This window comes from Stackebrandtia nassauensis DSM 44728 (genome assembly GCF_000024545.1).
GTDB lineage: Bacteria > Actinomycetota > Actinomycetes > Mycobacteriales > Micromonosporaceae > Stackebrandtia > Stackebrandtia nassauensis.
In genome coordinates this window covers 3,379,249-3,402,850 of sequence record NC_013947.1, presented here as the reverse complement: position 1 = coordinate 3,402,850, position 23,602 = coordinate 3,379,249, and the positions used below count along the sequence as shown (strand labels likewise).

The 23,602-nt window shown below is 68.9% G+C and carries 24 protein-coding genes; 13 read left to right on the top strand and 11 right to left on the bottom strand.

Annotation, left to right across the window (positions count from 1 at the left end; genetic code table 11):
• Nucleotides 1-4: 4 nt before the first annotated feature.
• On the top strand, nt 5-607 hold the full coding sequence (locus SNAS_RS15895) for a TetR/AcrR family transcriptional regulator (RefSeq protein ID WP_041626295.1): 603 nt from the start codon (nt 5-7) through the stop codon (nt 605-607).
• 6 nt (nt 608-613) lie between these two features.
• Here the strand turns inward: SNAS_RS15895 and SNAS_RS15890 are convergent, their stop codons facing one another.
• Nucleotides 614-1,627, bottom strand: coding sequence for a tyrosine-type recombinase/integrase (locus SNAS_RS15890; protein ID WP_013018462.1), 1,014 nt, complete (start codon nt 1,625-1,627; stop codon nt 614-616).
• A gap of 123 nt (nt 1,628-1,750) precedes the next feature.
• Here SNAS_RS15890 and SNAS_RS15885 point away from each other — a divergent pair, with 123 nt between their 5' ends.
• The 3 genes from SNAS_RS15885 (at nt 1,751) to SNAS_RS15875 (ending at nt 4,146) form a co-directional block, all read left to right on the top strand.
• Nucleotides 1,751-2,881, top strand: coding sequence for a hypothetical protein (locus SNAS_RS15885; protein ID WP_013018461.1), 1,131 nt, complete (start codon nt 1,751-1,753; stop codon nt 2,879-2,881).
• 240 nt (nt 2,882-3,121) lie between these two features.
• Nucleotides 3,122-3,664: a GNAT family N-acetyltransferase gene (locus SNAS_RS15880; protein ID WP_013018460.1), complete on the top strand. Its 543-nt coding sequence runs from the start codon at nt 3,122-3,124 to the stop codon at nt 3,662-3,664.
• Nucleotides 3,665-3,732: 68 nt separating this feature from the next.
• Nucleotides 3,733-4,146, top strand: coding sequence for a VOC family protein (locus tag SNAS_RS15875; RefSeq protein ID WP_013018459.1), 414 nt, complete (start codon nt 3,733-3,735; stop codon nt 4,144-4,146).
• Nucleotides 4,147-4,190: 44 nt separating this feature from the next.
• Here the strand turns inward: SNAS_RS15875 and SNAS_RS15870 are convergent, their stop codons facing one another.
• Both SNAS_RS15870 and SNAS_RS15865 read right to left on the bottom strand, forming a co-directional pair.
• Nucleotides 4,191-5,657, bottom strand: a complete 1,467-nt coding sequence (locus SNAS_RS15870) for an FAD-dependent monooxygenase (RefSeq protein ID WP_013018458.1) — start codon at nt 5,655-5,657, stop codon at nt 4,191-4,193.
• 162 nt (nt 5,658-5,819) lie between these two features.
• Complete coding sequence (locus SNAS_RS15865) at nt 5,820-8,615, bottom strand: ATP-binding protein (protein ID WP_013018457.1); 2,796 nt, start codon at nt 8,613-8,615, stop codon at nt 5,820-5,822.
• A gap of 140 nt (nt 8,616-8,755) precedes the next feature.
• Here SNAS_RS15865 and SNAS_RS15860 point away from each other — a divergent pair, with 140 nt between their 5' ends.
• The 5 genes from SNAS_RS15860 to SNAS_RS15840 all read left to right on the top strand — a co-directional run bounded on the left by SNAS_RS15860 (nt 8,756) and on the right by SNAS_RS15840 (nt 14,501).
• Nucleotides 8,756-9,109, top strand: a complete 354-nt coding sequence (locus SNAS_RS15860; protein ID WP_013018456.1) for a VOC family protein — start codon at nt 8,756-8,758, stop codon at nt 9,107-9,109.
• A 46-nt stretch (nt 9,110-9,155) separates the two neighbouring features.
• Nucleotides 9,156-9,770 carry a VOC family protein gene (locus SNAS_RS15855; protein WP_013018455.1) on the top strand — a complete coding sequence of 205 codons (615 nt, stop codon included), beginning with the start codon at nt 9,156-9,158 and terminating at the stop codon, nt 9,768-9,770.
• Between the two features lie 61 nt (nt 9,771-9,831).
• Nucleotides 9,832-11,130 (top strand): MFS transporter, encoded by a 1,299-nt coding sequence (locus SNAS_RS15850; protein WP_013018454.1) that lies wholly within the window; start codon nt 9,832-9,834, stop codon nt 11,128-11,130.
• 56 nt (nt 11,131-11,186) lie between these two features.
• Nucleotides 11,187-13,559, top strand: coding sequence for an ATP-binding cassette domain-containing protein (locus SNAS_RS15845; RefSeq protein WP_013018453.1), 2,373 nt, complete (start codon nt 11,187-11,189; stop codon nt 13,557-13,559).
• Between the two features lie 159 nt (nt 13,560-13,718).
• A complete protein-coding gene (locus SNAS_RS15840) occupies nt 13,719-14,501 on the top strand; it encodes a S1 family peptidase (protein ID WP_013018452.1) in 783 nt (260 codons plus the stop codon).
• A gap of 57 nt (nt 14,502-14,558) precedes the next feature.
• Here SNAS_RS15840 and SNAS_RS15835 read toward each other — a convergent pair whose 3' ends face one another.
• Nucleotides 14,559-15,476 carry a GNAT family N-acetyltransferase gene (locus tag SNAS_RS15835; RefSeq protein ID WP_013018451.1) on the bottom strand — a complete coding sequence of 306 codons (918 nt, stop codon included), beginning with the start codon at nt 15,474-15,476 and terminating at the stop codon, nt 14,559-14,561.
• Between the two features lie 102 nt (nt 15,477-15,578).
• On the opposite strand from SNAS_RS15835, the gene SNAS_RS15830 reads away from it, so the two are divergent.
• A complete protein-coding gene (locus SNAS_RS15830) occupies nt 15,579-16,082 on the top strand; it encodes a GNAT family N-acetyltransferase (RefSeq protein ID WP_013018450.1) in 504 nt (167 codons plus the stop codon).
• Here the strand turns inward: SNAS_RS15830 and SNAS_RS15825 are convergent.
• Complete coding sequence (locus SNAS_RS15825; protein WP_013018449.1) at nt 16,061-16,444, bottom strand: YchJ family protein; 384 nt, start codon at nt 16,442-16,444, stop codon at nt 16,061-16,063. The genes SNAS_RS15830 and SNAS_RS15825 overlap by 22 nt on opposite strands.
• 48 nt (nt 16,445-16,492) lie before the next feature.
• Between SNAS_RS15825 and SNAS_RS32855 the strand changes: the two genes are divergently transcribed.
• Both SNAS_RS32855 and SNAS_RS15815 read left to right on the top strand, forming a co-directional pair.
• Complete coding sequence (locus SNAS_RS32855; protein WP_013018448.1) at nt 16,493-16,993, top strand: histidine phosphatase family protein; 501 nt, start codon at nt 16,493-16,495, stop codon at nt 16,991-16,993.
• Nucleotides 16,994-17,048: 55 nt separating this feature from the next.
• Nucleotides 17,049-17,420, top strand: a complete 372-nt coding sequence (locus SNAS_RS15815; protein ID WP_013018447.1) for a DUF5655 domain-containing protein — start codon at nt 17,049-17,051, stop codon at nt 17,418-17,420.
• Here the strand turns inward: SNAS_RS15815 and SNAS_RS15810 are convergent, their stop codons facing one another.
• From SNAS_RS15810 to SNAS_RS15800, 3 genes are read right to left on the bottom strand one after another with little or no spacing between them, the layout of a single operon-like run.
• Nucleotides 17,421-17,960 (bottom strand): RNA 2'-phosphotransferase, encoded by a 540-nt coding sequence (locus tag SNAS_RS15810; protein ID WP_041626283.1) that lies wholly within the window; start codon nt 17,958-17,960, stop codon nt 17,421-17,423.
• A gap of 52 nt (nt 17,961-18,012) precedes the next feature.
• On the bottom strand, nt 18,013-18,675 hold the full coding sequence (locus SNAS_RS15805; RefSeq protein ID WP_013018445.1) for a GOLPH3/VPS74 family protein: 663 nt from the start codon (nt 18,673-18,675) through the stop codon (nt 18,013-18,015).
• A 60-nt stretch (nt 18,676-18,735) separates the two neighbouring features.
• Entirely contained in the window at nt 18,736-20,013 is a 1,278-nt protein-coding gene (locus tag SNAS_RS15800; protein WP_052305018.1) for an MFS transporter, read from the bottom strand.
• 71 nt (nt 20,014-20,084) lie between these two features.
• Between SNAS_RS15800 and SNAS_RS15795 the strand changes: the two genes are divergently transcribed.
• Complete coding sequence (locus SNAS_RS15795) at nt 20,085-21,059, top strand: GlxA family transcriptional regulator (protein ID WP_244409149.1); 975 nt, start codon at nt 20,085-20,087, stop codon at nt 21,057-21,059.
• A gap of 34 nt (nt 21,060-21,093) precedes the next feature.
• On the opposite strand, the gene SNAS_RS15790 is transcribed toward SNAS_RS15795, so the two are convergent.
• From SNAS_RS15790 to SNAS_RS15780, 3 genes are all read right to left on the bottom strand, one after another.
• Nucleotides 21,094-21,390: a putative quinol monooxygenase gene (locus SNAS_RS15790; RefSeq protein ID WP_013018442.1), complete on the bottom strand. Its 297-nt coding sequence runs from the start codon at nt 21,388-21,390 to the stop codon at nt 21,094-21,096.
• A 290-nt stretch (nt 21,391-21,680) separates the two neighbouring features.
• On the bottom strand, nt 21,681-22,646 hold the full coding sequence (locus SNAS_RS15785) for an ABC transporter ATP-binding protein (protein ID WP_013018441.1): 966 nt from the start codon (nt 22,644-22,646) through the stop codon (nt 21,681-21,683).
• Entirely contained in the window at nt 22,643-23,602 is a 960-nt protein-coding gene (locus SNAS_RS15780) for an ABC transporter ATP-binding protein (protein ID WP_013018440.1), read from the bottom strand. The genes SNAS_RS15785 and SNAS_RS15780 overlap by 4 nt, the downstream gene beginning before the upstream one ends.

Genomic DNA, 23,602 nt, shown 5'->3' with positions numbered 1-23,602 from the left:
CGCCATGCCACAAGCGACCGACGAGCGGCCCTACCACCACGGCAACCTGCGCACCGCGCTACTGGAAGCCGCCCAGGCGTCCCTGCGCGAACACGGCGCCGCCCAGCTGTCCCTGCGCGACCTCGCCCGCGAAGTCGGCGTCAGCCACGCCGCCCCGCGCCGCCACTTCCCCGACCGCCAGGCCCTGCTCGACGCGCTCGCCGAAAACGGATTCACCCAACTCGACACGATCCTGCGCACCGCCTGCGCCGACGCCGGCGACGACTTCGCCGCTCGACTGCGCGCCACCATGACCGCCTACACCCGCTTCGCCACCGACAACGCCGCCCTGCTGGAGCTGATGTACACCAGCAAACACCGCCCCGGCGCCACTGCCATCGTCAAAGCCGCCGAAGCCCCGTTCCAGCTCATGATCGAACTCCTCCAGCAAGGCCAAGCCCAAGGCGCGCTCCCCTCAGGCGCTCCCGAACGCATCGGCATCATCCTGTTCGCGACCCTGCAGGGCATCGCCTCCCTCATCAACGGCAACTTCGTCGAGGCCGACCTCCTCGACGAACTCGTCGACACCGCCGTCGAACAGTTCCTCCACGGCGCCCGCCCCGCCTGACACCGCTCAACGCAACGGCTTGGCCTGCGGCAACTCCAACCGGTCAATGGCCTCACGACGACGATGGTCGGGCCTTCGGTCATACCGTGCGGTCGTGGCCGGAGACGCGTGCCCCACGATGGCCTGCGTCGTGGCCAAATCCACCCCCGCATCCAACAGCGACCCGATGAACGTGCGCCGCAGATCATGCGGCGACGCCTGTGGCGCACCAGCCTGGCGCAACCGCCGCGTCAACATGTGCCCGATCGCCTGCCCCGACATCCCCGCCGGGACCCCGTCCCGCATCCGGATCCGCCCGGCCGCGCTGATGGGGGAGAACATCGCCCCGTCACCACGGCCCCGCACCGCCAGCCACGCCTCGACCTTCGCCACGGCCTGCGCGTTGAGGTGTACCAGCCGCTGCTTGTCACCCTTGCCGATGACGGTGATGCCGCGCTCGGCCGGGTCGTAGTCCCGCAACCGCAGCCCCGCGATCTCGGCGCGACGGCACCCGGTCGAATACAGCACCGCGATGATCGCCGCGTCCCTGCGCCCCGCCGCAGCCTCGTCGGCATCGCACGCGGCCAGCACCGCCCCGATCACCTCGGCGGCGACATGGTGACCGCGCGGCAGCCGCACACTGGTCACATCGGCGATGTCGCAGGCCCGGTCCTTTTGCTCGGCGTCCATCAACCCCAACCGCCACGCCTCGGTCAACACCCGCCTCAACGCCACCAGGTGCTTGTTGACGTGGGCTGCCGACCAGCCCTGCTGGCACAGCGTCTCCTTCAGCCGCGCCGTGTCGCGGTAGGTCAGCTTGTGCCACGGCTGCCCGGCGGCGGTGGCGTTGTCGTCGCCGGTACTCAACCGCACGATCCGGTTCAAACACGCCGCCATCTCCCGCCGCGAGGCGGGGCTGGCCAGCGACCCCAGATACGTCGCCACCGGATCACCGACCCCGGCCACAGCCCCGTCTCGGTGGGGGGTCTTTTTTTCGGCGACGTCCTCGGCCCGATGCGACGGTAGCGGCAGCTGTTCCATCCCCGAATAGTAACTTGCGCGAATTGACATTCGCGGGAGTTACTTTCCTGGCGCGTCCGACACGAATAAACATTTTATTTTTAAATAAAACCAGAATTCCAGAAATTAGTTTATGCTGGTCACGTGAAAACAGCCACGACTTGCAAACGCTGCGGCACTCCGATCCCGCAACAACAGGGCCGGGGACGGCCGCGCCTGTACTGCGAAGGCTCCGACTGTCAGGCCGCCGCCAAACGCACCCGGGCACTGCGCCGCACCACCCCGGGACTGGAGGGTGCCCTGGCGCGCGCCGAAGACCTCTACGAGCGCATGGAGGCCGAACTGGCCGCCGCCATCCAGCCGCTGGCCGAAAGCCTCGCCGCCGAACTCGACCCGGCGAAGGTGGAGGAGAAAATCGCCCAAGCTTCGCAAGCCGCCGACGCCCGGGTCGCGGCCGCTCGTGCCGAGCGCGACGACGCTTTGGCCAAAGCCGCCCAGGCTTCCAAGGCCGAAGCTGGGGCCCGCGCCGAGGCGCAGGCGGCTGTCGCGGAGGCCGAAGCGGCTCGTAGTGACGCTACCGAACACGCCGAGGCCGCCGCCATCGCCGAACACCGTGCCGTTCGCGCCGAGCAGAGTGCCCGCGAGGCCGAACAGGCCGCGGCTGAGGCGGGCGAGGTGGCTGCCGCCGCGGAGCGGGCCCGGACGGTGGCTCTCGCTGAACGCGACGAGGCCATCGAAGAGCGCGATGAGGCGGAGGCGCGTGCCGAAGCGGCGCAGGCCGCGCAACGCGTCGCGCAGGAGAAGTCGGCGGCGCTGGTGGTGGAGCGTGACATCGCCCGGGCCGGGCAGCGTGAGGCCGAGACCCAGCGCATGGACGCGGTGTCGGCCGCGGCGGTGGCGGTCGCGGAGACCCAGCGGCTGCGGGGGGAGTTGGAGACGGTGCGCGCCGAGGCCGCCGCGCAGCTGGACAGCGTTCGTTCCGAAGCCGCCGCCCGTATTGACGCCGCTGAGCACCAGGCCGCGAACGCCCGTGATGACGCCGCGGCTTCGGCGGCTGAACGCGACCAGCTCAACGGCCAGTTGGCGGCGTTGCGGCTGCGGTTGGACGACTTCCGCTCCACGATCCAGCAGGCCCGTTCCGAGTCGGCGGCGTTGCGGGAGCGTGCCGTGGCCGCCGAGCTGGAACTGCGCGCTCTACGCGCGGCGGCAGCCCCGCCGGAAGAGATGGGGAGCCCGACCGGGAACGGTGAGGACGGCCCCGCCGCACGAGGCTAGCGGGGAGCACGACCGGGAACGGTGACGCCGTGCTGGCCGGGGCCTCGGCTCGGCCGATGGGCGGGTGCGGCTAGTACCGTGCGGCGAGCGTGGCTCCGCCGCAGGTGACCGCGCGGCTCGTCGAAGCAGCGGCGCGGCGGGTGTGATCCCGGCCGCGTCGCCGCACTCGGCGCCAAGCTCAAGCCGTGGCGGTTTCGTCAACGTTTGCCGCTGGCCGCGCGGCTCTGGTAGGAATCTTGCGTGCTTAAAGGCAGCAAGGTCGGGCTTCGGGCCCGCCACGACGACGACATCGCGATCCTGCGCACCGAGCTGTACGACGACGTGGTCAACGCGTCGCGCGCCGAAGGCCCGCCGTGGCGGCCCATCACGCCCGGCTCCAACGACAAACGGCTCGTCGTCGACGACAGCGCTCAGGGCCTGGTCCAGTTCTCCGTGGTGGATGTCGACAGCGACGCACTGGTGGGCACGGCGACGCTGTGGGGCATCGACCCCCATCACCGGTCGGCGCACATCGGGTTGGGCCTGCTGCCGTCGTGCCGCGGCAAGGGCTACGGCACCGACGTGGTCGCGGTGCTGTGCTACTACGGGTTCACGGTGCGGGGCCTGCACCGGCTCCAGATCGAGACCCTGGCCGACAACGTCGGGATGCTGCGCTCGGCCGAACGCAACGGTTTCGTCCGCGAAGGCGTGCGCCGGGCCTCGACGTGGGTGCTGGGCGAGTTTCTCGACGAGGTCGTGATGGGGCTGTTGGCGCATGAATGGAAACCCGACGCCGACAGCTAACCGGCATCGCGAATAGTGGTCAGGATTGAAGAAGCACCACAGCCGCTTCCGCGATTAGCGTGACCTGTATGGACATCACCATTCAATCAAGTTTCCTGCCCCACACCGACGCCGAGGCGTCGCTGGCGTTCTACCGCGACGTCCTTGGCTTCGAGGTGCGCGGCGACGTCGGCAACGACCGGATGCGCTGGATCACCGTCGGCCCCGTCGACCAACCGGGCACCTCGATCGTGCTGGAGCCACCGGCGGTCGACCCCGGCGTCACCGACGCCGAACGCCACACCATCGAGGAGATGATCGCCAAGGGCACCTACGGGTACATCCTGTTGGGCACCAGCGACGTGGACGCCACGTTCGCGAAGGTCAAGGACGCGGGCGGCGAGGTCGCCCACGAACCCACCGACCAGCCCTGGGGTGTGCGTGACTGCGCGTTTCGTGACCCGGCGGGCAACATGGTGAGGATTCAGCAGACCCAGGCCTAGGACCTAGGTGGGGACGCACGAAGCCGTGCGTCCCCACCGCTACATCACGGTTGGTTGGGTTGCCCGAACCAGCGCGCCAACTGCTCGTCCAGGTCGTCTTGGTCGTCGCCGATCCACGCGACATGGCCGTCGGGCCGCAACAGGACACACGCAGCGTTCAGTTCCGCTGCGGGGTCGGGGAGGTAGTCGACCCGGTCCGACCAGGCACCCACACCCAGGCGCCCGGTGCGGTCCAACAGCAGCCCCCGCCCCCGATGCAACAACCCGTAGAGGCGGCCTTGTTTCGTCGTGAGGTCGGGCAGTCGACGGCCCAGCAGGTCGGGGCCGTCGCCGAAGTCGTAACGGATGTCGATCGCGGTGATCTTCGCGATCAGATGCCGGTTCACCGCGTCGAAGTCCATCAACTCGCTCACCAACCGGCGCATCGCTTGGGCACCTGGTTCGCTTCCCTGCAACGCCATCTGGGCGCGCGTATTGTCCAAGACATCGGCGGCGACGGGGCGACGTTCAGCCTGGTACGTGTCCAGCAGTGTCACCGGTGCCCAACCTCGGATGTGCGCGGCCAGTTTCCAGCCGAGATTGAACGCGTCCTGAACCCCCAGGTTGAGGCCCTGCCCGCCCAGCGGCGGATGGATGTGCGCCGCGTCGCCCGCCAACAGCACCCGCCCCACCCGGAACCGTTCCGCCAACAGCGTGGCGTCGCCGAAGCGGGACAGCCAACGCGGCGAGTGCACACCGAAATCGGTTCCCGCGACGGCACGCAACTGTCGCCGGACATCCTCCAACGTGGGTGGTGTCGCGCGATCGGTGACACCCTCGGCGGGAACGACGACACTGTAGAGGCCGACACCGACGGGCCGCAGCCACCACCGCCTGTCGCCCTGGCCGATACGCCGCATCGCGGCGGCGATCTCGTCAGGCGCCACGCCCGCCTCCATCTCGCCCATCAACGTCTGCGTTTGAGCGGGCTGGCCGTCGAAGGCGATGCCCAGCTGTTTGCGGACCGTGCTGCGGGCGCCGTCGCAGCCGACGAGATACCGCGACCGCATGCATCGACCGTCGTCCAGGGTGACGGTGACGCCGTCGTCGTCGGGCTCGACACCGGTCACCGCGACACCGTGCTGGACCCGCGCACCCAGGTCGGTCGCGTGTTCTTCCAGCAGCCGCACGATGACCGGCTGCGGAATCCCCAACAGGTACGGGTGGGCGGTGTCCAGACCGGTGGGGGCGGGTTTGTCGATGGCGGCGAAGAACCCGGCCGCCGGGCGCTGTCGCGCGTGCGGCGCGACGCGATCCAGCAGGCCGCGCATCGCCAACAGCTCGATGCTGCGGATATGCAGACCGACGATGCGCACGAACGACGTCGGCCCGGTTTCGGTTTCCAGGACGAGTACCCGGATGCCGTGCAGTCGCAGTTCGGCGGCCAGCATCGCGCCGGTGGGCCCGCACCCGACGATGATCACATCGAAGGTGTCCGGTTCGTGGTCGGTGGAGGGTGGTGGGGTGTGCATGGGTGTTGCCTTTCGGGAATGCCTGGTGGGTCAGGCGCTCCCGGCGACACCTACGTCAATCGCCCGGCCGTGACCCCCAGCAGGAGCACCCACGTCGCTTCGTTCATGGGTCTCACCTCCTCAAGCCGAGTCACGGTCAACGGCACGCTACAAGCCCGCCCCTCACCGCGTCCAATCGATTTCCGGCCCCGGGGCCATCGGGCGCAGCCCGAGCTTCGCCAACGCGGCCTGACCCCGCGCGGCGTGGTCGCCACCGGCCAGCACCAGACTGCGCGCCGCCTGGTAGCCGCAACCGGCGTCGGTCAACGCCCGCGCGGTGGCCGCGACCCGGTCACGATCGCCCTTGAGGAGGGCGTCGGCGCGTTCCACCATGGCGCCTGCGACCGGGTTTGCGGCCACGACCGTGCGCGCCTTGGCGACGTGTTGCGCGGCGTCGGGTCTGCCCGCCAACACGGCGGCCTCGCAGCGCACCGCGACGTACCAGTGCAGCCACAACCAGGTGACCCATTTCCACACGTCGTCGGGTTCGGGCGCGGTGCGTTCCCACGCCCGCTCGACGTCACCGTCGTGCAGGAAGCGAATGCTGTCGAAGATCGCCAGGTAACTGAACGCGTGCCCCGGCAAGGTCCCCAGGTGATCTAGGGCCTGTTCCCATTCGCGGCGGGCGGTCTCGTCGCCGCCCAGGTCGTGGGCCATGACGGCGGCGGCCGCGGCCGGAGCCAGGTGGGTGGAGCGCGGGCTACCGGCCCTGCGCCACGCCTCGGCGAACCGTTCGCCGACGTCGGGGATGTCGGCGACGTCGCCTGCCAGTGCGTCGATCACCAGCAGCCAGCTCGTGGCGCGAAACGACACCTCGGTCAACAGTGGATGCTCGGCCAGGCGGCGCACCCATTCGCGGGCGCCGGGCAGGTCGCCCACGCCCAGGGCGGCTTCGATGGCCTGGCTGAGCGCGTCGGTCAACTCCAGTGTCCGTTGCGGGCTTTCCGACAGCGGCGTCACCAGGGTGATGCGGTTGTTGATCGTGGCGGCCACCCCGAAGGCATCGCCGCCCCAGCTTTGCGCGCCGGTCAGGGTGTCCAGTGCCGCGGATTGGGCGATTGCGTCGCCGGTGTCGCGGGCCAGCGCGACGGCGCGTCGCGCGTGCGCGAGGGTGTCGGGCACGTTGTTGTCGGCTGGGCCCTGGGCGGCACCGAACGCGTCGTACAGGACCCCGGCTTCGGCCAGCGCCACCGCCGCGACCGCGTCCGGGTCGTCGCCGGCGAGGTCGCGGGCCTGGTCGATGAGCGCGACCACTTCGTCGTGGGACGGCAGGTGCGTGAACTTTCCGGAGAACCGGTAGGCGTGGGTGGCGGCGGTGGCCAGGTCACGGGCGGCGGCCGGGGTGTCGCGCGCGTCGCGGGCGGCGTCGGCGGCGGCCAGGTGGAGGCGGTACATGTCGTCGCCGCGCATCCGGCACGCGGCCACGGCCGCGGCCCCGCGCAACATCACCGCGGCGTCGCGCGGGTCCGTGGCGAGGGCGGCGGCTTGTTCGTGTCGTTGCTGCGATTCGCCGATCAGGCCGCGGGTGAACGTCAACGCGGCCAGTCGCGCGGCCAGGTCGTGCGCGTCGGCGCGATGCTCGGCTTGCCGGCTCGCCCAGGCCAGGGCCGCGCGCAGTTCGTCGGCGACGGTGTCGAACCGGGCCCGCCAGTCGGGTAGCGCCTGCGTCAGGTCGGTGGCGGTGGCCAGGCACCACGCCACGTGCCGCTGGCGGGTGGCGGACTCCTCGTCGGCGTCGGCGAGACGTTCGGTGCCGTACTGGCGGATGGTCTCCAGGCCCCGGTACCGGGTGCCGTTGGCGGTGGACACCGCTGTCAGGAGGCTTTGTTCGCTCAGGCGGGCCAGGCCGTCGGCGACGACACCGGCGTCGATACCGGTGACGTGTACGGCGGCGGCCATGGTGAACGGTGCGGCGAACACCGCGACCCGCCGCAACAGTTTCTGGTCGTCGGGCGCCAGCAGGGCGTGGCTCCAGTCCAGGGCCGCGCGGACCGACCGGTGCCGGTCGGCGGCGCGGGAACCCCCCGACAGCATCCGCAACGGATCCGACAAGGCGGCGGTCAGGCCGTCGAGGCCGAGCGTGGGCCAGCGGGCAGCGGCCAGTTCGATGGCCAGGGCCATCCCGTCCAGGCGTTGACACAGGTGCGCGATCGCCTCCCGCGTCGATGCGTCGGGGGCTTGGCCCGCGGCGGCGGCTCGCTGCGTGAACAACTCGACCGCGTCACTGTCGCCGTCGCCCGACAGCGACAACGGCGGCACCGGGTAGACGTGTTCGAACGGCACCATCAACCGGGCCCGGCTGGTCGCCAGGACGCTCAACCGTGGACACGCCGACAGCAGCCGCTCCAAAAACGCCGCGACCGCGTCGACGACCTGTTCGCAGTTGTCCAACACCACCAGCGCGTGCTGCGACGACAGTGCGGAGATGACGGATTCGTGCATGCCGCGGTCGGGTTGTTCCCCCAGCCCCAACGCGGCGGCCACGGCGGCGGCGACCAGGTCGGGGTCGGTGGTGGACACCAGGTCGACGAACCACACGCCGTCGTCGAAGTGCGCGGTCACGGCGGCGGCGACCCGCAACGCCAGCCGGGTCTTACCGACGCCGCCGGGCCCCAGGGCGGTGACCTGGCGGTGCGTGGTGACCAGGTCGGCCAACGCGGCGCGTTCGGCCTCGCGGCCGATGAACGACGTCAACGGCCGCGGCAACACCGGTACCGCGGTCGACTTGTGGGTGTGGTCGGGTGCGTGTCGCGCCAGTGCCCGACGGTCGGGGACGGCGAGTTTGCGCAAAAGCGCCGAGACGTGGCTTTCGACGGTGCGCACCGAGATGAACAGGCGCGCGGCGATCTCGGCGTTGGACAGGTGGTCACCCACCAGCGCCAGCACCTCGGATTCCCGGGTTGAGATCTCCACCGTCACCCGCCCATTGTTCCGCAACCCACCAATGGGCTACGTGCCGCGGATCCGTGGTGGTTTCCGTGGTCACCACGGATGCGCGAATCCCGCGTGGCGGCGAAGGTTGGGGCATCAGCAAAACCCGCTTCCGAAAGGGACCCGACATGACCACCCAGGGCATCAAGACCGTTCTTCACCCCGTGTCCGACCTGGCTCGCGCCAAGACCGTGTACACCGCGCTGTTGGGTGTCGAACCTCAGACCGACGGCCCCTACTACGTCGGTTTCGACGTCGAAGGCCAGCACATCGGGCTGGTTCCCGGCGGCGGCCCCGCCAACATGACCTGCCCGGTCGCGTACTGGCACGTGGCCGACATCGACGCCAGCCTCGCTGGCTTGACCGCGGCGGGCGCCACCGTCGCCGAGGCCGTCCACGACGTGGGTGCCGGTCGGCGTGTCGCCACCGTCACCGACACCGACACCGACGGCAACGTCTTGGGCCTGCTCCAAGACGCCTAATCAACCCCTAGCCCACTGATCATCCGATATCGCGAAGGAACCCGCCATGACCACCATCGACGCCATCATCCTCGAAACCCCCGACCCCGCCGCCGCCGAGGCGTTCTACGCCGCCGCGTTCGACCTGAAAGACCGGGTGCGCGCCAGCGCCTCGCAGGCACCCACGTCCGGTTTCCGTGGCTACACGATGTCCCTGGTGGTGGGCCAGCCCAGCACCGTCGACAGTCTCGTGGCCACGGCACTGGCGGCCGGAGCCACCACGCTCAAACCCGCCAAGAAGAGCTTTTGGGGTTACGGCGCGGTCGTCCAGGACCCGTTCGGCACGATCTGGAAGATCGCCTCGTCGTCGAAGAAGAACACCGAACCCGACACGCGCCGCATCGACGAGATCGTGCTGCTGCTGGGCGTGTCGGACGTGGCCGTCACCAAACAGTTCTACGCCGACCAGGGCTTGAGCGTCGCCAAAAGCTACGGCCGCAAGTACGTCGAGTTCGCCACCGCGAACATCAAACTCGCCCTGTACGGGCGTCGTTTCGCCGCCAAGGACGCCGGTGTCCCCATCGACGGGTCCGGCTCCCACCGGCTGGTCATCGACTCCGACGCCGGAACCTTCACCGACCCCGACGGCTTCGCCTGGAACACCGCCGTCGCCACCAACTAAACCCCCCCGTGTGGTGGCGGCACCGGCCGCCACTACACCCCACCCCGAAAGGAGTCGTTCGATGTCGCTCATACCGTCGGCGTACCGGCCGGTGTTGGCCAACCGGGTTTTTCGTCGCCTCATCGGCGGCTTCGGTGTGTCGTATCTCGGCGACGGGATGAGTTTCGTGGCGGTGGCGTGGCTGGCCATCGAACTGGCGCCACCGGGGACCGCGGGACTGTGGGTGGGTGGCGCGGTCGCCGCGTACACCCTGCCCGGTGTCGTCGGGGCGATGGTGTTCGCGCGGTGGCTTCGCCGCATCCCGGCCAAGCGACTGCTGTTGATCGACAACGTCGTGCGCGGCGTCTTCCTGGGCGCCATACCGTTGGCGTGGTCGACCGGACTGCTCACCCCCACCCTGTACGTGCTGCTGTTGGCGGGCTCGTCGCTGCTGCACGCCTGGGGTAACGCGGGCAAGTACACGCTGCTGGCCGAACTGCTGCCGCCACCCCAGCGACTGGCCGCCAACACGCTGGTGTCGACACTGAACTTCGCCGCCACCATCGCCGGGCCCGCTATCGCCGGTGTTCTCGTCACCTACGTCAGTTCCGCACTCGTCCTCGGCCTGGACGCCGCGACCTATGTGTTCCTGGCCGTGCTGGTGGCCCGCACCCGCCTGCCCGCCTCCGCGCCCGCCGCGCCGGTCGAGACGGCCGCCGCCCGCGGCGGACTGGCCCTGCTGCGCTCCCACCCCGCACTACTGGGCCTACTCGCGTTGACGTGGTTCTTCAACTTCCTGTACGGACCGGTCGAAGTCGCCCTGCCCCTGCATGTCACCGACGACCTCCACGCGCCCGGCACGCTGCTTGGCGCCTACTGGATGCTGTTCGGTATCGGCGCCGTGGCCGGGGGACTTGCGGTCGGCGCCCTCAAACGCCTGCCACTGTGGCCGGTCACCGTCGCCATCGTCATCGGCTGGGGAGCGCTACTGCTGCCGTTCGGCCTGGCCGCCCCCACCCTCGTCACGATCGCGGCGTTCACGCTGGGCGGCGCCATCTACGGGCCGTTCGTGGCGCTGTCGGTGACGCTGATGCAAACCACGTCCCCGCCGCAACACCTCGCGGCGATGCTGGCGGCCCGCAGCGCGGTCTTGTTGACCGCCTCGCCACTGGGCACCGCCCTGGGCGGGCCCCTGACCACCGCGTTGGGGCCACGATCGACGCTGGGCGCCTCGGGCCTGGCCACCGTCGTCGTCGGTGTGGCCGCCGCGATCCTGCTGTTGGCGTGGCGCACCCGCCGACCCGAACCCCTACCGGCCTTCGCCACGTCGCCGCGAGGCCGAGGCCACGACGATCACGATTCGAGAAGCACCACCCCGTAACGGGCGGCTAGCCTGACCAGCAGGGAAGTCGCCTTCACGCAACCAATGGAGACACGATGACAAGGGCCACCGACACCACCGGCCACGCCGCCGACAGCCACGACCTGATCCGGGTGCACGGCGCACGCGAGAACAACCTCAACAACGTCAGCGTCGACCTCCCCAAACGCCGGTTGACGGTGTTCACCGGCGTGTCGGGTTCCGGCAAGAGCTCGCTGGTGTTCGCCACGATCGCCGCGGAGTCGCAGCGGCTGATCAACGAGACCTACAGCGCCTTCGTGCAGGGGTTCATGCCCACCCTGGCCCGCCCGGAAGTCGACTTCCTGGACGGGTTGACCACGGCCATCATCGTCGACCAGGAACGCATGGGCGCCAACCCGCGCTCCACGGTCGGCACCGCCACCGACGCCAACGCGATGCTGCGGATCCTGTTCAGCCGCCTGGGCAAACCACACATCGGTTCCCCCAACGCGTACTCCTTCAACGTGCCGTCGGTCAAAGCCAGTGGCGCCATCACCGTGGAACGCGGCGGCAAGACCAAAGCCGAGAAGGCGACGTTCAACCGGCTGGGCGGCATGTGCCCGCGCTGCGAGGGCATGGGTTCGGTCACCGACTTCGACCTGAGCGCGTTGTTCGACGAGTCGAAGTCCCTCAACGACGGCGCCTTGACGATCCCCGGGTATTCGATGGACGGCTGGTACGGCCGGATCTTTCGCGGCTGCGGCTTCTTCGACCCCGACAAACCGATCCGCAAGTTCAACAAACGCGAACGCCACGACCTTTTGTACAAAGAGGCCACCAAGATCAAGGTCGAAGGCGTCAACCTCACCTACGCGGGCCTCATCCCGCAGATCCAGAAGTCGTTCCTGTCCAAGGACCGCGAGGCGATGCAGCCCCACATTCGCGCGTTCGTGGACCGGGCGATCACGTTCACCACCTGCCCCGAATGCGACGGCACCCGGTTGAGCCCCGAAGCCCGGTCGTCGAAGATAGGCGGCAAGAACATCGCCGACGTGTGCGCGATGCAGATCAGCGACCTGGCCGAGTGGGTCCGCGGTCTCGACGAACCCTCGGTGGCGCCGCTGCTGGCGGGTTTGCAGCACCTGTTGGACTCGTTCGCCGACATCGGCTTGGGGTACCTGTCGCTGGATCGTCCCGCCGGGACCCTGTCGGGTGGCGAGGCGCAGCGCACCAAGATGATCCGGCACCTGGGTTCGTCGCTGACGGACGTCACCTACGTGTTCGACGAACCCACCATCGGGTTGCACCCGCACGACATCCAGCGCATGAACGCGCTGCTGCTTCAGTTGCGCGACAAGGGCAACACGGTCCTGGTCGTGGAGCACAAACCCGAGACGATCGCGATCGCCGACCACGTGGTCGACCTGGGTCCCGGCGCCGGAACCAACGGTGGCACGGTGTGTTTCGAAGGCGATCTCGCGGGGCTTCGCGCCAGCGACACCATCACCGGCCGTCACCTGGACGACCGCGCCGCCTTGAAGGACACGGTGCGCTCGGCGACCGGTGCCCTGGAAGTGCGCGGCGCGGCCACCCACAACCTGCGCGACGTCGACGTCGACATCCCGTTGGGGGTGTTGTGTGTGCTGACCGGTGTGGCCGGGTCGGGTAAGTCGTCGCTGATCGACGGTTCGGTGGCCGGACGCGAGGGTGTCATCGCCATCGACCAGGGCGCGATTCGTGGTTCGCGGCGCAGCAACCCGGCCACCTATACGGGGCTTCTTGATCCGATCCGTAAGGCGTTCGCGAAGGTCAACGGTGTCAAGCCGGGCCTGTTCAGCGCGAACTCCGAGGGCGCGTGCCCGGCGTGTAACGGCGCTGGCGTCATCTTCACCGACCTGGGTGTGATGGCCACGGTGGAGTCGACGTGTGAGGAGTGCGAGGGCAAACGGTTCGGCGCGCAGGTCCTTGAGTACAAACTGGCGGGCCGTGACATCAGTGAGGTGCTGGGCATGTCGGTGGCCCAGGCCGAGGAGTTCTTCGCCTCCGGTGAGGCGCGCATCCCGGCCGCGCACAAGATCCTCGACCGGCTGGCGGACGTCGGCCTGGGGTATCTGACGTTGGGGCAGCCGTTGACGACGCTGTCGGGCGGTGAACGTCAGCGTCTGAAGCTGGCCGCCCAAATGGCCGACAAGGGCGATGTGTACATCCTGGACGAGCCGACCACGGGCCTGCACCTGGCCGACGTGGAGCAGCTGTTGGGTCTGTTGGATCGGCTGGTGGATTCGGGCAAGTCGGTGATCGTCATCGAGCATCACCAGGCGGTGATGGCGCACGCCGACTGGATCATCGATCTGGGGCCGGGCGCGGGTCACGACGGTGGCCGCATCGTCTTCGAGGGCACCCCGGCCGAGCTGGTCGCCAAACGCTCCACCCTGACCGGTGAGCATCTGGCCGAGTACGTGGCCTGACAAACCATCCCAAACCTCCACACAGTGGACGCGCACCCGCTTCGGGTGCGCGTCCACTGAATTTTTGGGGTGGCCGGTATGACTAGCTATCGAGTATGCCGGTGCCGTACATTCGGTCAAGACAACTGAATATGTCAATCCCTAGATGGAGGTTTTAGTGTGAGGAAACGACTCATCTACTCCGGCCTGGCCGTGGTCGCGGCCGCCGCTGTGGCGGTCGGCGGTGTCGGTTTCGCCGCCAACGCCGACGACGGCGTCGACGCGTCCGACAGCCAGACGAAGATCATCGGCGGCGTCGACGCCGACCAAGATTACTCGTTCATGGCCTCGATGCAGGGCTCCGACGGCTCGCACCGTTGCGGCGCGTCCCTGATCAGCCCGGAATGGCTGATCATCGCCGCGCACTGCGTCGAGGGCGAAGACCCCTCGGGCTACCAGTTCCGGCTCAACACCAAGACCGTCTCCGACGGCGGTGAAGTCGTCAAACCGACCGAGTTCGTGGTGCACCCCGACTACTCCGGCGGTGTCGACGACCTCGCGCTGGTGAAGCTGGAAGCCGCGGCCGAGTCGGCCCCCGTCAAGCTAGGCAGCGAAGCTTCTCCCGGTACGAAGTCTCGCATCCTGGGCTGGGGAGCCACCAACCCCGACGGCTCGGGCGCGCCTGAGACCCTGCAGCAGCTGGACACCGCCGTGGTGGAGTCCAGCAAGTGCACCGAGATCGGCGAAAAGGACCTGTGCACCGACAACCCCAACGGTGACTCCGGGGCCTGCTACGGCGACTCCGGCGGACCGCAGATCGTCGACGACGGTTCCGGCGGCTGGGTGCTGATCGGCGCCACCAGCCGCTCGGGCAACGGCGACCCCACCTGCGCGACGGGTCCGTCCATCTACACCAACGTCACCGCTTACACCGACTGGATCAACGAGACCACCGGAGCCTAAGCACCCGACGTCACCTTTCCCCGCGGCCGGTGGCACCGGCCGCGGGGAAAGCGCGTCTCAGGCGTTGTCGCCCAGTTCCTTGAAGTACACCGAAGCGGTCCGCTCCACGCTCATCCCGACCCGCTCGTACAGCGACAACGCCCCGGTGTCGGTGTGCGTCCACAACGTGCAATGCCCGTACCCCGCCTCGGCGAACGCCGCGAAACAAAACCGCAACAGCCCCCGCGCGATACCCCTACCGCGATACGCCGAGGCCACCGCCAGATACTCCACATACCCCTCACCGCGCCCCAGCACATCCAACGCGATCAACGCGCCGACGAGCTCATCACCGTCAAAGGCCATCGCCGAGGCGCCCGGCGCGAACGCCGACTGCTCCACGGTTCCCGCCGCCCACTCCCGCAACGGTGTCCGCCGCGCCTTCCAGTCACCAAACGCGTCCTCGGTGACCTGCCACGCGGCCCGCAGATCACCCGTCCGGTACCCGCGAAACGCGATCCCGTCCACCTCGGCCACCGTCACCCCGGCGGTGTCGATGCCCAACATCCACGCCCGCGCCTTCACCACGAACCCCGCCGAACCCAACAGCCTGGCCGCGGCGGTGTCGCTGTCGGGCACCTGCTGCGCGACCGTGACCGTCCCGGCCTGCCTCGCCCGCCGCTGAATCCACGCCAGCAACCCCGACCCCAGCCCCCGGCCGCGATGCGCGGGATGGACATACACCTCACTGCGCCGATTCACCCACGCCCACGCCACCACCTCACCGCCAGGCCCGAACACCAGCACCGTGTCGCGCCCCGCGTCCAACCCGTCACGGGCGAAGACGGCGTGAGCGTGCCCGGCATCGGATTCGACGCGCCCGAACAAGTCCACCTCGCAGGCGGCGACAAGCGCGGTGATCGCGGCGACGTCATCAGGTTGTGAGGGGCGGGCGCGGTATCCGGCGGGAACAACGGGAGCAAGCGAAGCGGCCATAACGCGCCAGCCTGCCATCCACTGTGGCACCGCGCAACCGTTTTGCGCCCCCCCGGCGATAACCCGATGCGCCGTACACGTGCGCAAGGTAGCGTTCGCGTCGTGCCGGAACTGGAACTACTGCGCGCCGACCACGCCGAGGCCCTGCTGGACTTCGAGGTCACCAACCGCGCCTACTTCGCCGCCTCGATACCCGACCGCGGCGACGACTACTTCGCGAACTTCGCCACCAGGCACGCCGCCCTGCTGACCGAACAAGCCACCGGCGAATGCTTCTTCCACGTCCTCGTCGACGCGGGCGGCGACATCACCGGCCGCGTCAACCTCGTCGACGTCGCCGACGGCGAAGCCGAACTGGGTTACCGCATCGGTGCCTCAGCGGCCGGTCGCGGCCTTGCCACCGCCGCCGTCACCCAGGTGTGCGCACTGGCCGCCGAATCCTACGGCCTCAAACGCTTGCGGGCCCAAACCACCCTCGACAACATCGCCTCCCACAAAGTACTGACCCGCACCGGCTTCGAACCCGCAGGCGACACCGTGTTGAGCGGCCGCCCGGGCCGCCGCTACCTGCGCGACCTCACCACTCAACCCACGCCATCCACATAGAACCACTGGTCGGCCTCCCGCACGAACCGACTCGTCTCCCGCTGCACCCCGACACGACCGCCACGCACGTGGTGCGCCGCGAACGTCACCGTCCCCTCCCGGTGAAACAAACTCCCCTCGCTGACCGCCACGATCTCCAGCCGCGTCCACGTCGTCGCGGCGTCCAAATCCAGGCGCCTCGGACGGGTCGAGGCATGCCAGGTCCGCAACAAGTACGCGGCATCGCCGGTGGCGAACGCGCTGTAGCGTGACCGCATGAGTGCCTCGGCGGTGGCGGCGTTGCCGCCGGCGTGCAGCCGTCCACAACAGGCGTCGAATCCGTCGCCGCTGCCGCACGGGCAGTCGGTCAAGGCAGGAGACATGCGCCGATTCTTCCTCACGGCCAACCCGGCGACGTCAGGCCCACGGCCGTGACACGCATCCAGCTGGTGCGTCACGCGATGCCGATCGTGGATGCGCGACAGCCACCATGGTGCTGGCGTCTGGACGCGGCCGCCGTCGCCGAAGCCGAGGCGCTGGCCGACCGCCTGGATGCCGGTGGTCGCGTGGTATCCAGTACCGAGACCAAGGCGATCGACACCGCTCGAGCGATCACGCGCCGACTGGGTGGCGATGTCGTCGTCGACGGCGATTTCGGTGAGGTGACGCGCCCGGCGGCCTTCGATCCCCGGCACCGCGACCTGGCGGCGGCGTATCTGGCCGGGGCCGACCATCCCGGATGGGAGCCACGTGAAGTAGTGGTGGCGCGTTTCGACGCGGCCATCGCGCGGCACCGTGACGCGTCGACGCTGGTCGTGGTCACGCACGGCATGGCGTTGAGCCTGTGGGTCGCCCACGTGCGGGGTGGTGACGTGGTGGCTTCGTGGCGGGGCCTGGGGTTTCCCGACGTGGTCACCGTCGACGTCGGGTGAGTGCGATCGGGTCGCGGGCCTGGAGTTGACGGCGCTTCATGCGTACGGTGGGAGTATGGCTGTGGATCCCGACCATGGTGTGGAGGAGTTCTTCGACGGCTCCACTGAGGGTTTGGCGTTGTACAACGCGGTGGCCGAGGCGATCGCGGGGATCGGTGCGGCCAGTGTGCGGGTGTCGAAGTCGCAGATCGCGTTTCGCCGGGGCCGGGGGTTCGCGTATGTGTGGCGGCCGGGGCGGTATGTGGATTCGCAGGTGGCGGCGGTGTTGTCGTTTCCGTTGCCGCGTCATGTCGATTCGTCGCGGTTCAAGGAGGTCGCGCATCCGGCCGAGTCGGTGTGGATGCACCATATTGAACTGCGGGACGTGGCCGATGTGGATGCCGAGGTGCGGTCGTGGTTGACCGAGGCGTTCAACAACGCCGACTGATTACTGGGCCGTGAGGTAGGTGGCGGGGACGGAGTCCACCAGCCATACGCCGTTGGCCGAGACGAAGAATTCGTGACCGTGGTCGTGCATGCCAGCGGCGTCGATGGTCAACACGGCGGGGATGCCGTGGCGGGACCCGACTTTGGCGGCGGTGGCCGTGTCGGTGGACAGGTGGACGTGGTGGCGGGTTCCGCGTCGCAGGCCGGTGTCGAGGATGGAGGCCAGTCGGGTCGTGGCGGTGCCGTGGAACAGTCTCGCCGGGGGGACGCGGGCCTTTAGGCCCAGGTCGACGGTGATGCTGTGTCCCTGGTTGGCGCGGATGCGTTCCGCGTCGATGGTGAAGCGTTGTTTGTCGTTTGTGGCCACGACGGCGTCCAGTTGTTGGCGTGACACGGTGGTGCCGTGTCGGGTCAGGGCGGCCAGGAGGGTGTCGATGTCGATCCAGCCCGCCGCGTCCACGGTGACGCCGATTGACGCGGGGTCGTGGCGCAGCACGTAGGACAGTTTCTTGGAGATGCGTTTCATCCCGTGGGGGTTCATGACCTCAATGGTCACCCGCGCGGTACTCCTTGCGCCAGTGGGTTTCGTGGTGTCAGCTGCTGCCGCCGGAGGCGGCTCCGGCCGAGGCCGCCGCGGCGATGGACGCGGTGACGGCTGCTTGGGCGGCTTGGATGGCTTTCTTGGTGGCGGTGGTGGCCCAGGAGGTTTCGCTGATCTCTTTGAGGGTTTTGCGGGCTTCGCGGCGTTTGTGGCCGGGCAGGGCGATCTTTTCCATCTGGGTGGCGTACACGAGTCCGGCCAGTGCCGCGGTGCGTTCGTCGATGCCGACGCGGTGGGTGACGGCTTGTTCGAGGCGGGAACGGATGTCGGCTTCGACGCGGGCGTCGGCGGGCCGGTACCGGTTGAAGGGGATGAACCCCAGTACGGCGTCGCGGTGGTGGGTGAGGATGTGCTGGTCGACGAGGGTTTCAAGGACCTGGTTCTTCAGGCCGCGGGACAGTTTCTGCACCCAGGATTTGGCTTTGCGGGGTTTGTCGGCGCTGATACGGGCCAGGCAGGTGTCGGTGACGGGGTGCCCGGTGGGGCCGGGGTTGAGGACGACGACGCGCCCTGAGGTGTCGACGTCGATGCGTCCGGCCAGTGTCAGTTCCAAAAGGGCGGCTCCGGCCAGCCCGAGTTCCAGGTGCTGGACGGCGTTGCGTCCGGTGTCGTCGCGGTACGCCAACAGCGCTGTTTCCTCTACCAGATTGGCCATGTCTGTCACGTTATCGGTGAGGGTGGGGGTGTGGCGTCGTGCTGGAGAATGACGTGGGCCTCATGCCTGGGTCGCAGTCGGTTTGGTGATGGCCAGGGACATGACGGCCGCCGCGGCGCACAGGCCTCCGGCGATGAGCCAGGCGGGGGTGTAGGTGCCGTGGTGGTCGCGGATGAGGCCCGCGGTCACGGCGATGGCTCCGGCGCCGATTTGGTGGCTGGCCAAAACCCACCCGAACACCAGGGGGGCGTCGGCGTCGCCGAAGTGGGTGCGGCACAGGCCCAGGGTGGGTGGGACGGTGGCGATCCAGTCCAGGCCGTAGAAGATGACGAAGAACAGGATGGGTGGTTTGAGGCTGTCGTCAAGAAGCATCGGCAGGAACAGCAACGACAACCCACGCAGTCCATAGTAGATGCCCAGGAGTTTGCGGGGGTCGAACCGGTCGGTCAACCAGCCTGAGGCCACGGTCCCGGCGATGTCGAACAGCCCGATGACGGCCAACAGGCTCGCGGCCATGGTGGTGGGCATGCCGTGGTCGTGGGCGGCGGGCACGAAGTGCGTGGACACCAGTCCGTTGGTGCTGGCGCCGCAGATGGCGAAGCCTCCGGCCAACAGCCAAAACGTCCGCGTCTTCGCGGCACGGGCAAGGACGGTGAACGTGCGCGCCACGGCGTTGCCACTCGCCACGGGCGCGGGGGTGGGGCCGGTGGCGCCATAGGGCCGCAGGCCGACGTCTTCGGGCCGGTCGCGCAACAGCCACCACACCAGCGGCACCACGGCCAGGGCGCAACCGGCGACGGTGGCCGAGGCGGCCTGCCAGTGGTAGTTCTCCACCAGGATCGCCAACAGCGGCAGGAAGATCAGCTGCCCGGTGGCTCCGGCGGCGGTGAGGATGCCGGTGACCAGGCCTCGGCGCGTGGCGAACCAGCGGGTGGTGACGGTTCCGGCGAACGCCATGGCCATGGCCCCGGTCCCCAAACCCACCAGGAGACCCCAGTAGATGATCAGCTCCCAACTGGATCGCATGAACAGCGTCAACCCGCTGCCCAACGCCACCAGCCCCAGCGCGGAGGCCACGACGCGGCGCATCCCGAAGCGGTCCATCAAGGCCGCGGCGAACGGTGAGGTCAGGCCGTACAGGATCAGGTTGATCGTCACCGCCAGCGAGATCGTGCCCCGCGACCACCCGAACGCGCGGTGCAGCGGGTCGATGAGGATGCCGGGGGTGGCGCGCATCCCGGCGGCGCCGATGATGGCCACGAACGCCACGGCGGCCACCCACCAGGCGCGGTGGATGCGGCGACGGGCAGGGGCGGGAGCGGGAGCAGTCACGGTCACGCTCTACAGCTTCGTCGGCCGCCACCCACCGCGACAGTGGCCTAAGCGTCAACATGTGCAAAGATTCGGCCATGGTGTTGTCACGTCATCTCGTCGCCGTCCTGGCACTGGAAGGGGTCATCCCGTTCGAGCTGGGCATCCCGGCGCGACTGTTCGGTATGGCCCGCGGACCCGACGGCCAGCGCCTGTACGACGTCGTCACCTGCACCCTGACCCCGGGCCGCCTGGCCACCAACGCCGACTTCGACATCGTCGTCGATGAAGGCCCCGAAGTGCTGGCGCGCGCCGACACGGTCGTCATACCCGCCTCCTACCACGTCGACCTGGCCATCGGCGATAACGGTCTACCCGAACCCCTCGCCGAAGCGCTGGCGTCCCTCAAACCCGGCACGAGGTTGGCGTCGATCTGCACCGCCTCGTTCATCCTGGCCGCCGCGGGACTGTTGGACGGGCGCCGCGCCACCACGCACTGGATGCACGCCGAAGCCCTCGCGCGAGCCTTCCCCAAGGTCGACGTCGACGCCGACGTCCTGTTCGTCGACGAAGGCGACGTGCTGACCTCGGCCGGGGTCGCCGCCGGTGTCGACCTGTGCCTGCACATGGTGCGGCGCGACCACGGCTCCAAGGTCGCCAACGCCGTGGCCAGGCGCAGCGTCGTCCCGCCGTGGCGCGACGGCGGCCAGTCCCAGTACATCGAACAACCCGTGCCATCCACCGCGGCGGCCTCCACCGCCGAGGTGCGGGCATGGGCGATCGCGCACCTCGACGAACGCGTCAGCATCGCCGGCCTGGCCCGCCGGGCCAGGATGAGCGTGCGCACGTTCACGCGACGCTTCCACGACGAGACCGGTGCCGCGCCGGGCCAGTGGCTGCTGCGGCAGCGGGTCGAGGCGGCGCGGGTGTTGCTGGAGACCACGGACTTGTCGGCCGATCGCATCGCGGCGCGGACCGGTCTTGGCACGTCGGCCAGTCTGCGTCGGCACTTCCACGCCCAAGTGGGGGTGGCGCCGATGACGTACCGCAAGACCTTCCACGCCAACCAGTGAGGCCGTAGCCACCGGCGCGACCAGCCGCCTGCGGCTACAGGTCGAAGGGCTGGGCGGTGAACACACGCACCGTCTCAGCGTCGCGACTGTAGGCGTCGAAACGCGAGTCGGGGTCGTTCATGTGGGGCGCGCCCAGATGCGCGCGAAGCGCGGCCTCGTCGCGCCATTCCTCCACCCCCAGAAACAGGCACTCGTCGTCCAAATCAGCCACATAGGAGTATTCGAGGCATCCGTCCTCGCGACGCGTGGCATCCTGCAGGTGTTTAAGGATCGCGATGAACGCGTCGCGATGCTGGGCGTGGCAACGCACGCGGGTGTGCACGACGATCATGCCGCTCAAGGCTACGGGGGTCGTCAACGGCGAGGGGGAGTGGCGCACGCGGGCCGCTGCCCATCACGGCAGGTGGTGTCGCAGTAGTGCAGACACCAACCCCGACACGACGTCTCCGCCGCTCGCGCGGTCGCGGGGGCCAGGCCGGTCGCCGTCACCACCGCGACCGCCAGCAGTTGGCGTCGGCGGCATCGCAACACGTCCACAACAGGAGTCCTTTCCCGGGGCAGACCGTGACCCTAAAGCCCACCACGCGCCGATCCGTGGCGCTGCCGATGCGGCGTGTCGCTTCAGGCGGGACAGGAATCGTCCAGATAGCACGCCACATGCGCTCCCGACGCGGGCAACACCGGCAACTCCTTGCCCCGGCACGACGCCGCCACCGCCTCCGCGGCACCCTCCGCCAACGCCGGACACCTCGGATGGAACCGGCAGCCGGGGGCGATCGCGGTCGCATCCGGCGGTTCACCGCGCAACACCACCGGCGCGTCCCACCCCGACTCCGGCAACACCGACAACAACGCCTTCGTATACGGGTGCGACGGAGCCGTCAACACGCTCGTCGTGGCCCCGGTCTCGACGATGCGCCCGGCGTACATGATCGCGGTACGGTCGCTGATGCTCCACGCCGCCGACAGATCATGCGTCACCAACAGGCACGCGGTCCCGAAATCGTCGCGCAGCCGCAACAGCAACGCCAGGATCTCGCCCCGCACCGACGCGTCCAACGACGCCACCGGCTCATCGGCGATGACCAGACTGGGCCGCAACACCAACGCGCCCGCGATCAACACCCGCTGCTTCTGACCCCCCGACAACTGCCTGGGATACGCGTCGGCGAAACGTTTCGCCGGAGTCAACCCCACCCACTCCAACGCCTCGGCGACCTTCGCGGCCTCATCACCGCGACGATGAATCCGCAACCCCTCCGCGACCGCCTCATACACCGTGTGCCGCGGATTCAACGCACCCGCCGGATCCTGCGGCACGAACTGCACATCCGCGTGAAACGGCCTAAGCGCCTTCGTCGCGTACCGCAACGGCACCCCCCGCCACGACACCACACCCGCCGATGGTTTCTCCAACCCCAACAACGCCCTAGCCAGACTCGTCTTCCCGCACCCCGACTCCCCGGCCAACGCCACCACCTCACCGCCCGCGACATCGATATCGACATCGTCAACAGCCCTGGCGACACGCTTACCGATCCGGTACCGCACCGCCACACCCCGACCCGACACCACCGACCCCGTCACGACGACTCACCTCCGACATGGACACACGCCGCCACCCGACCCTCACCACTGGAACGCAAACCAACATCCAGGCTCGCGCACTCCTCGACCGCCACATCACACCGCGCCCGAAACGCACACCCCCGCGGCAGCCCCGCCGGATCCGGAGCCCGCCCCGCCAGACCATGCGGCGACAACCGCGCCCCCACATCACCCACCGGCGACAAAGCCCCCACCAGACCCCGCACATACGGATGCGACGGCGCCTGCACCACCGCTTTGGCCGGTCCATGCTCCACAATGCGGCCCGCGTACATCACCGCCAACTCGTCACACCACGCCGACAACACCGACACGTCATGACTGATCATCAACAACGCGATTCGGTCATCGGCCACGATCTGATCCAACAACCGCAACACCTGCGCCTCGATCATCACATCCAACGCCGTCGTGGCCTCATCGGCGATGATCAACCCCGGACGACACGCCAACGCCATCGCGATCATCACCCGCTGCCGCTGCCCACCCGACAACTGATGCGGAAACGACCCCGCCCGCCACCCCGGCAAACCCACCCGCTCCAACAAACCACCCACCCGCCCCGCCGCCGCCTTCGGCGACAGCTTGTCGTGCAGGATCAACGGCTCCGCGATCTGATGCCCGACCGTGCGCACCGGATTCAACGCGTGCATCGCCCCCTGAAACACGATCGACGCCCCCGTCCACCGCACCGCCCGCAACCGCCCCCACGACATACCCGCCACATCCTCATCATCAATGAGAATCCGCCCCGACACCTCAGCGCTGGCGGGCAGCAGTCGCAGCGCCGCCAACGCCACACTCGACTTCCCACACCCCGACTCCCCAGCCACCCCCACCCGACGCCCCGACGCCACCTCCAACGACACACCCCGCACCGCCCGCACCCCACCCGGATACGTCACATGCACGTCCTCAAACACCAAACCCGGCAT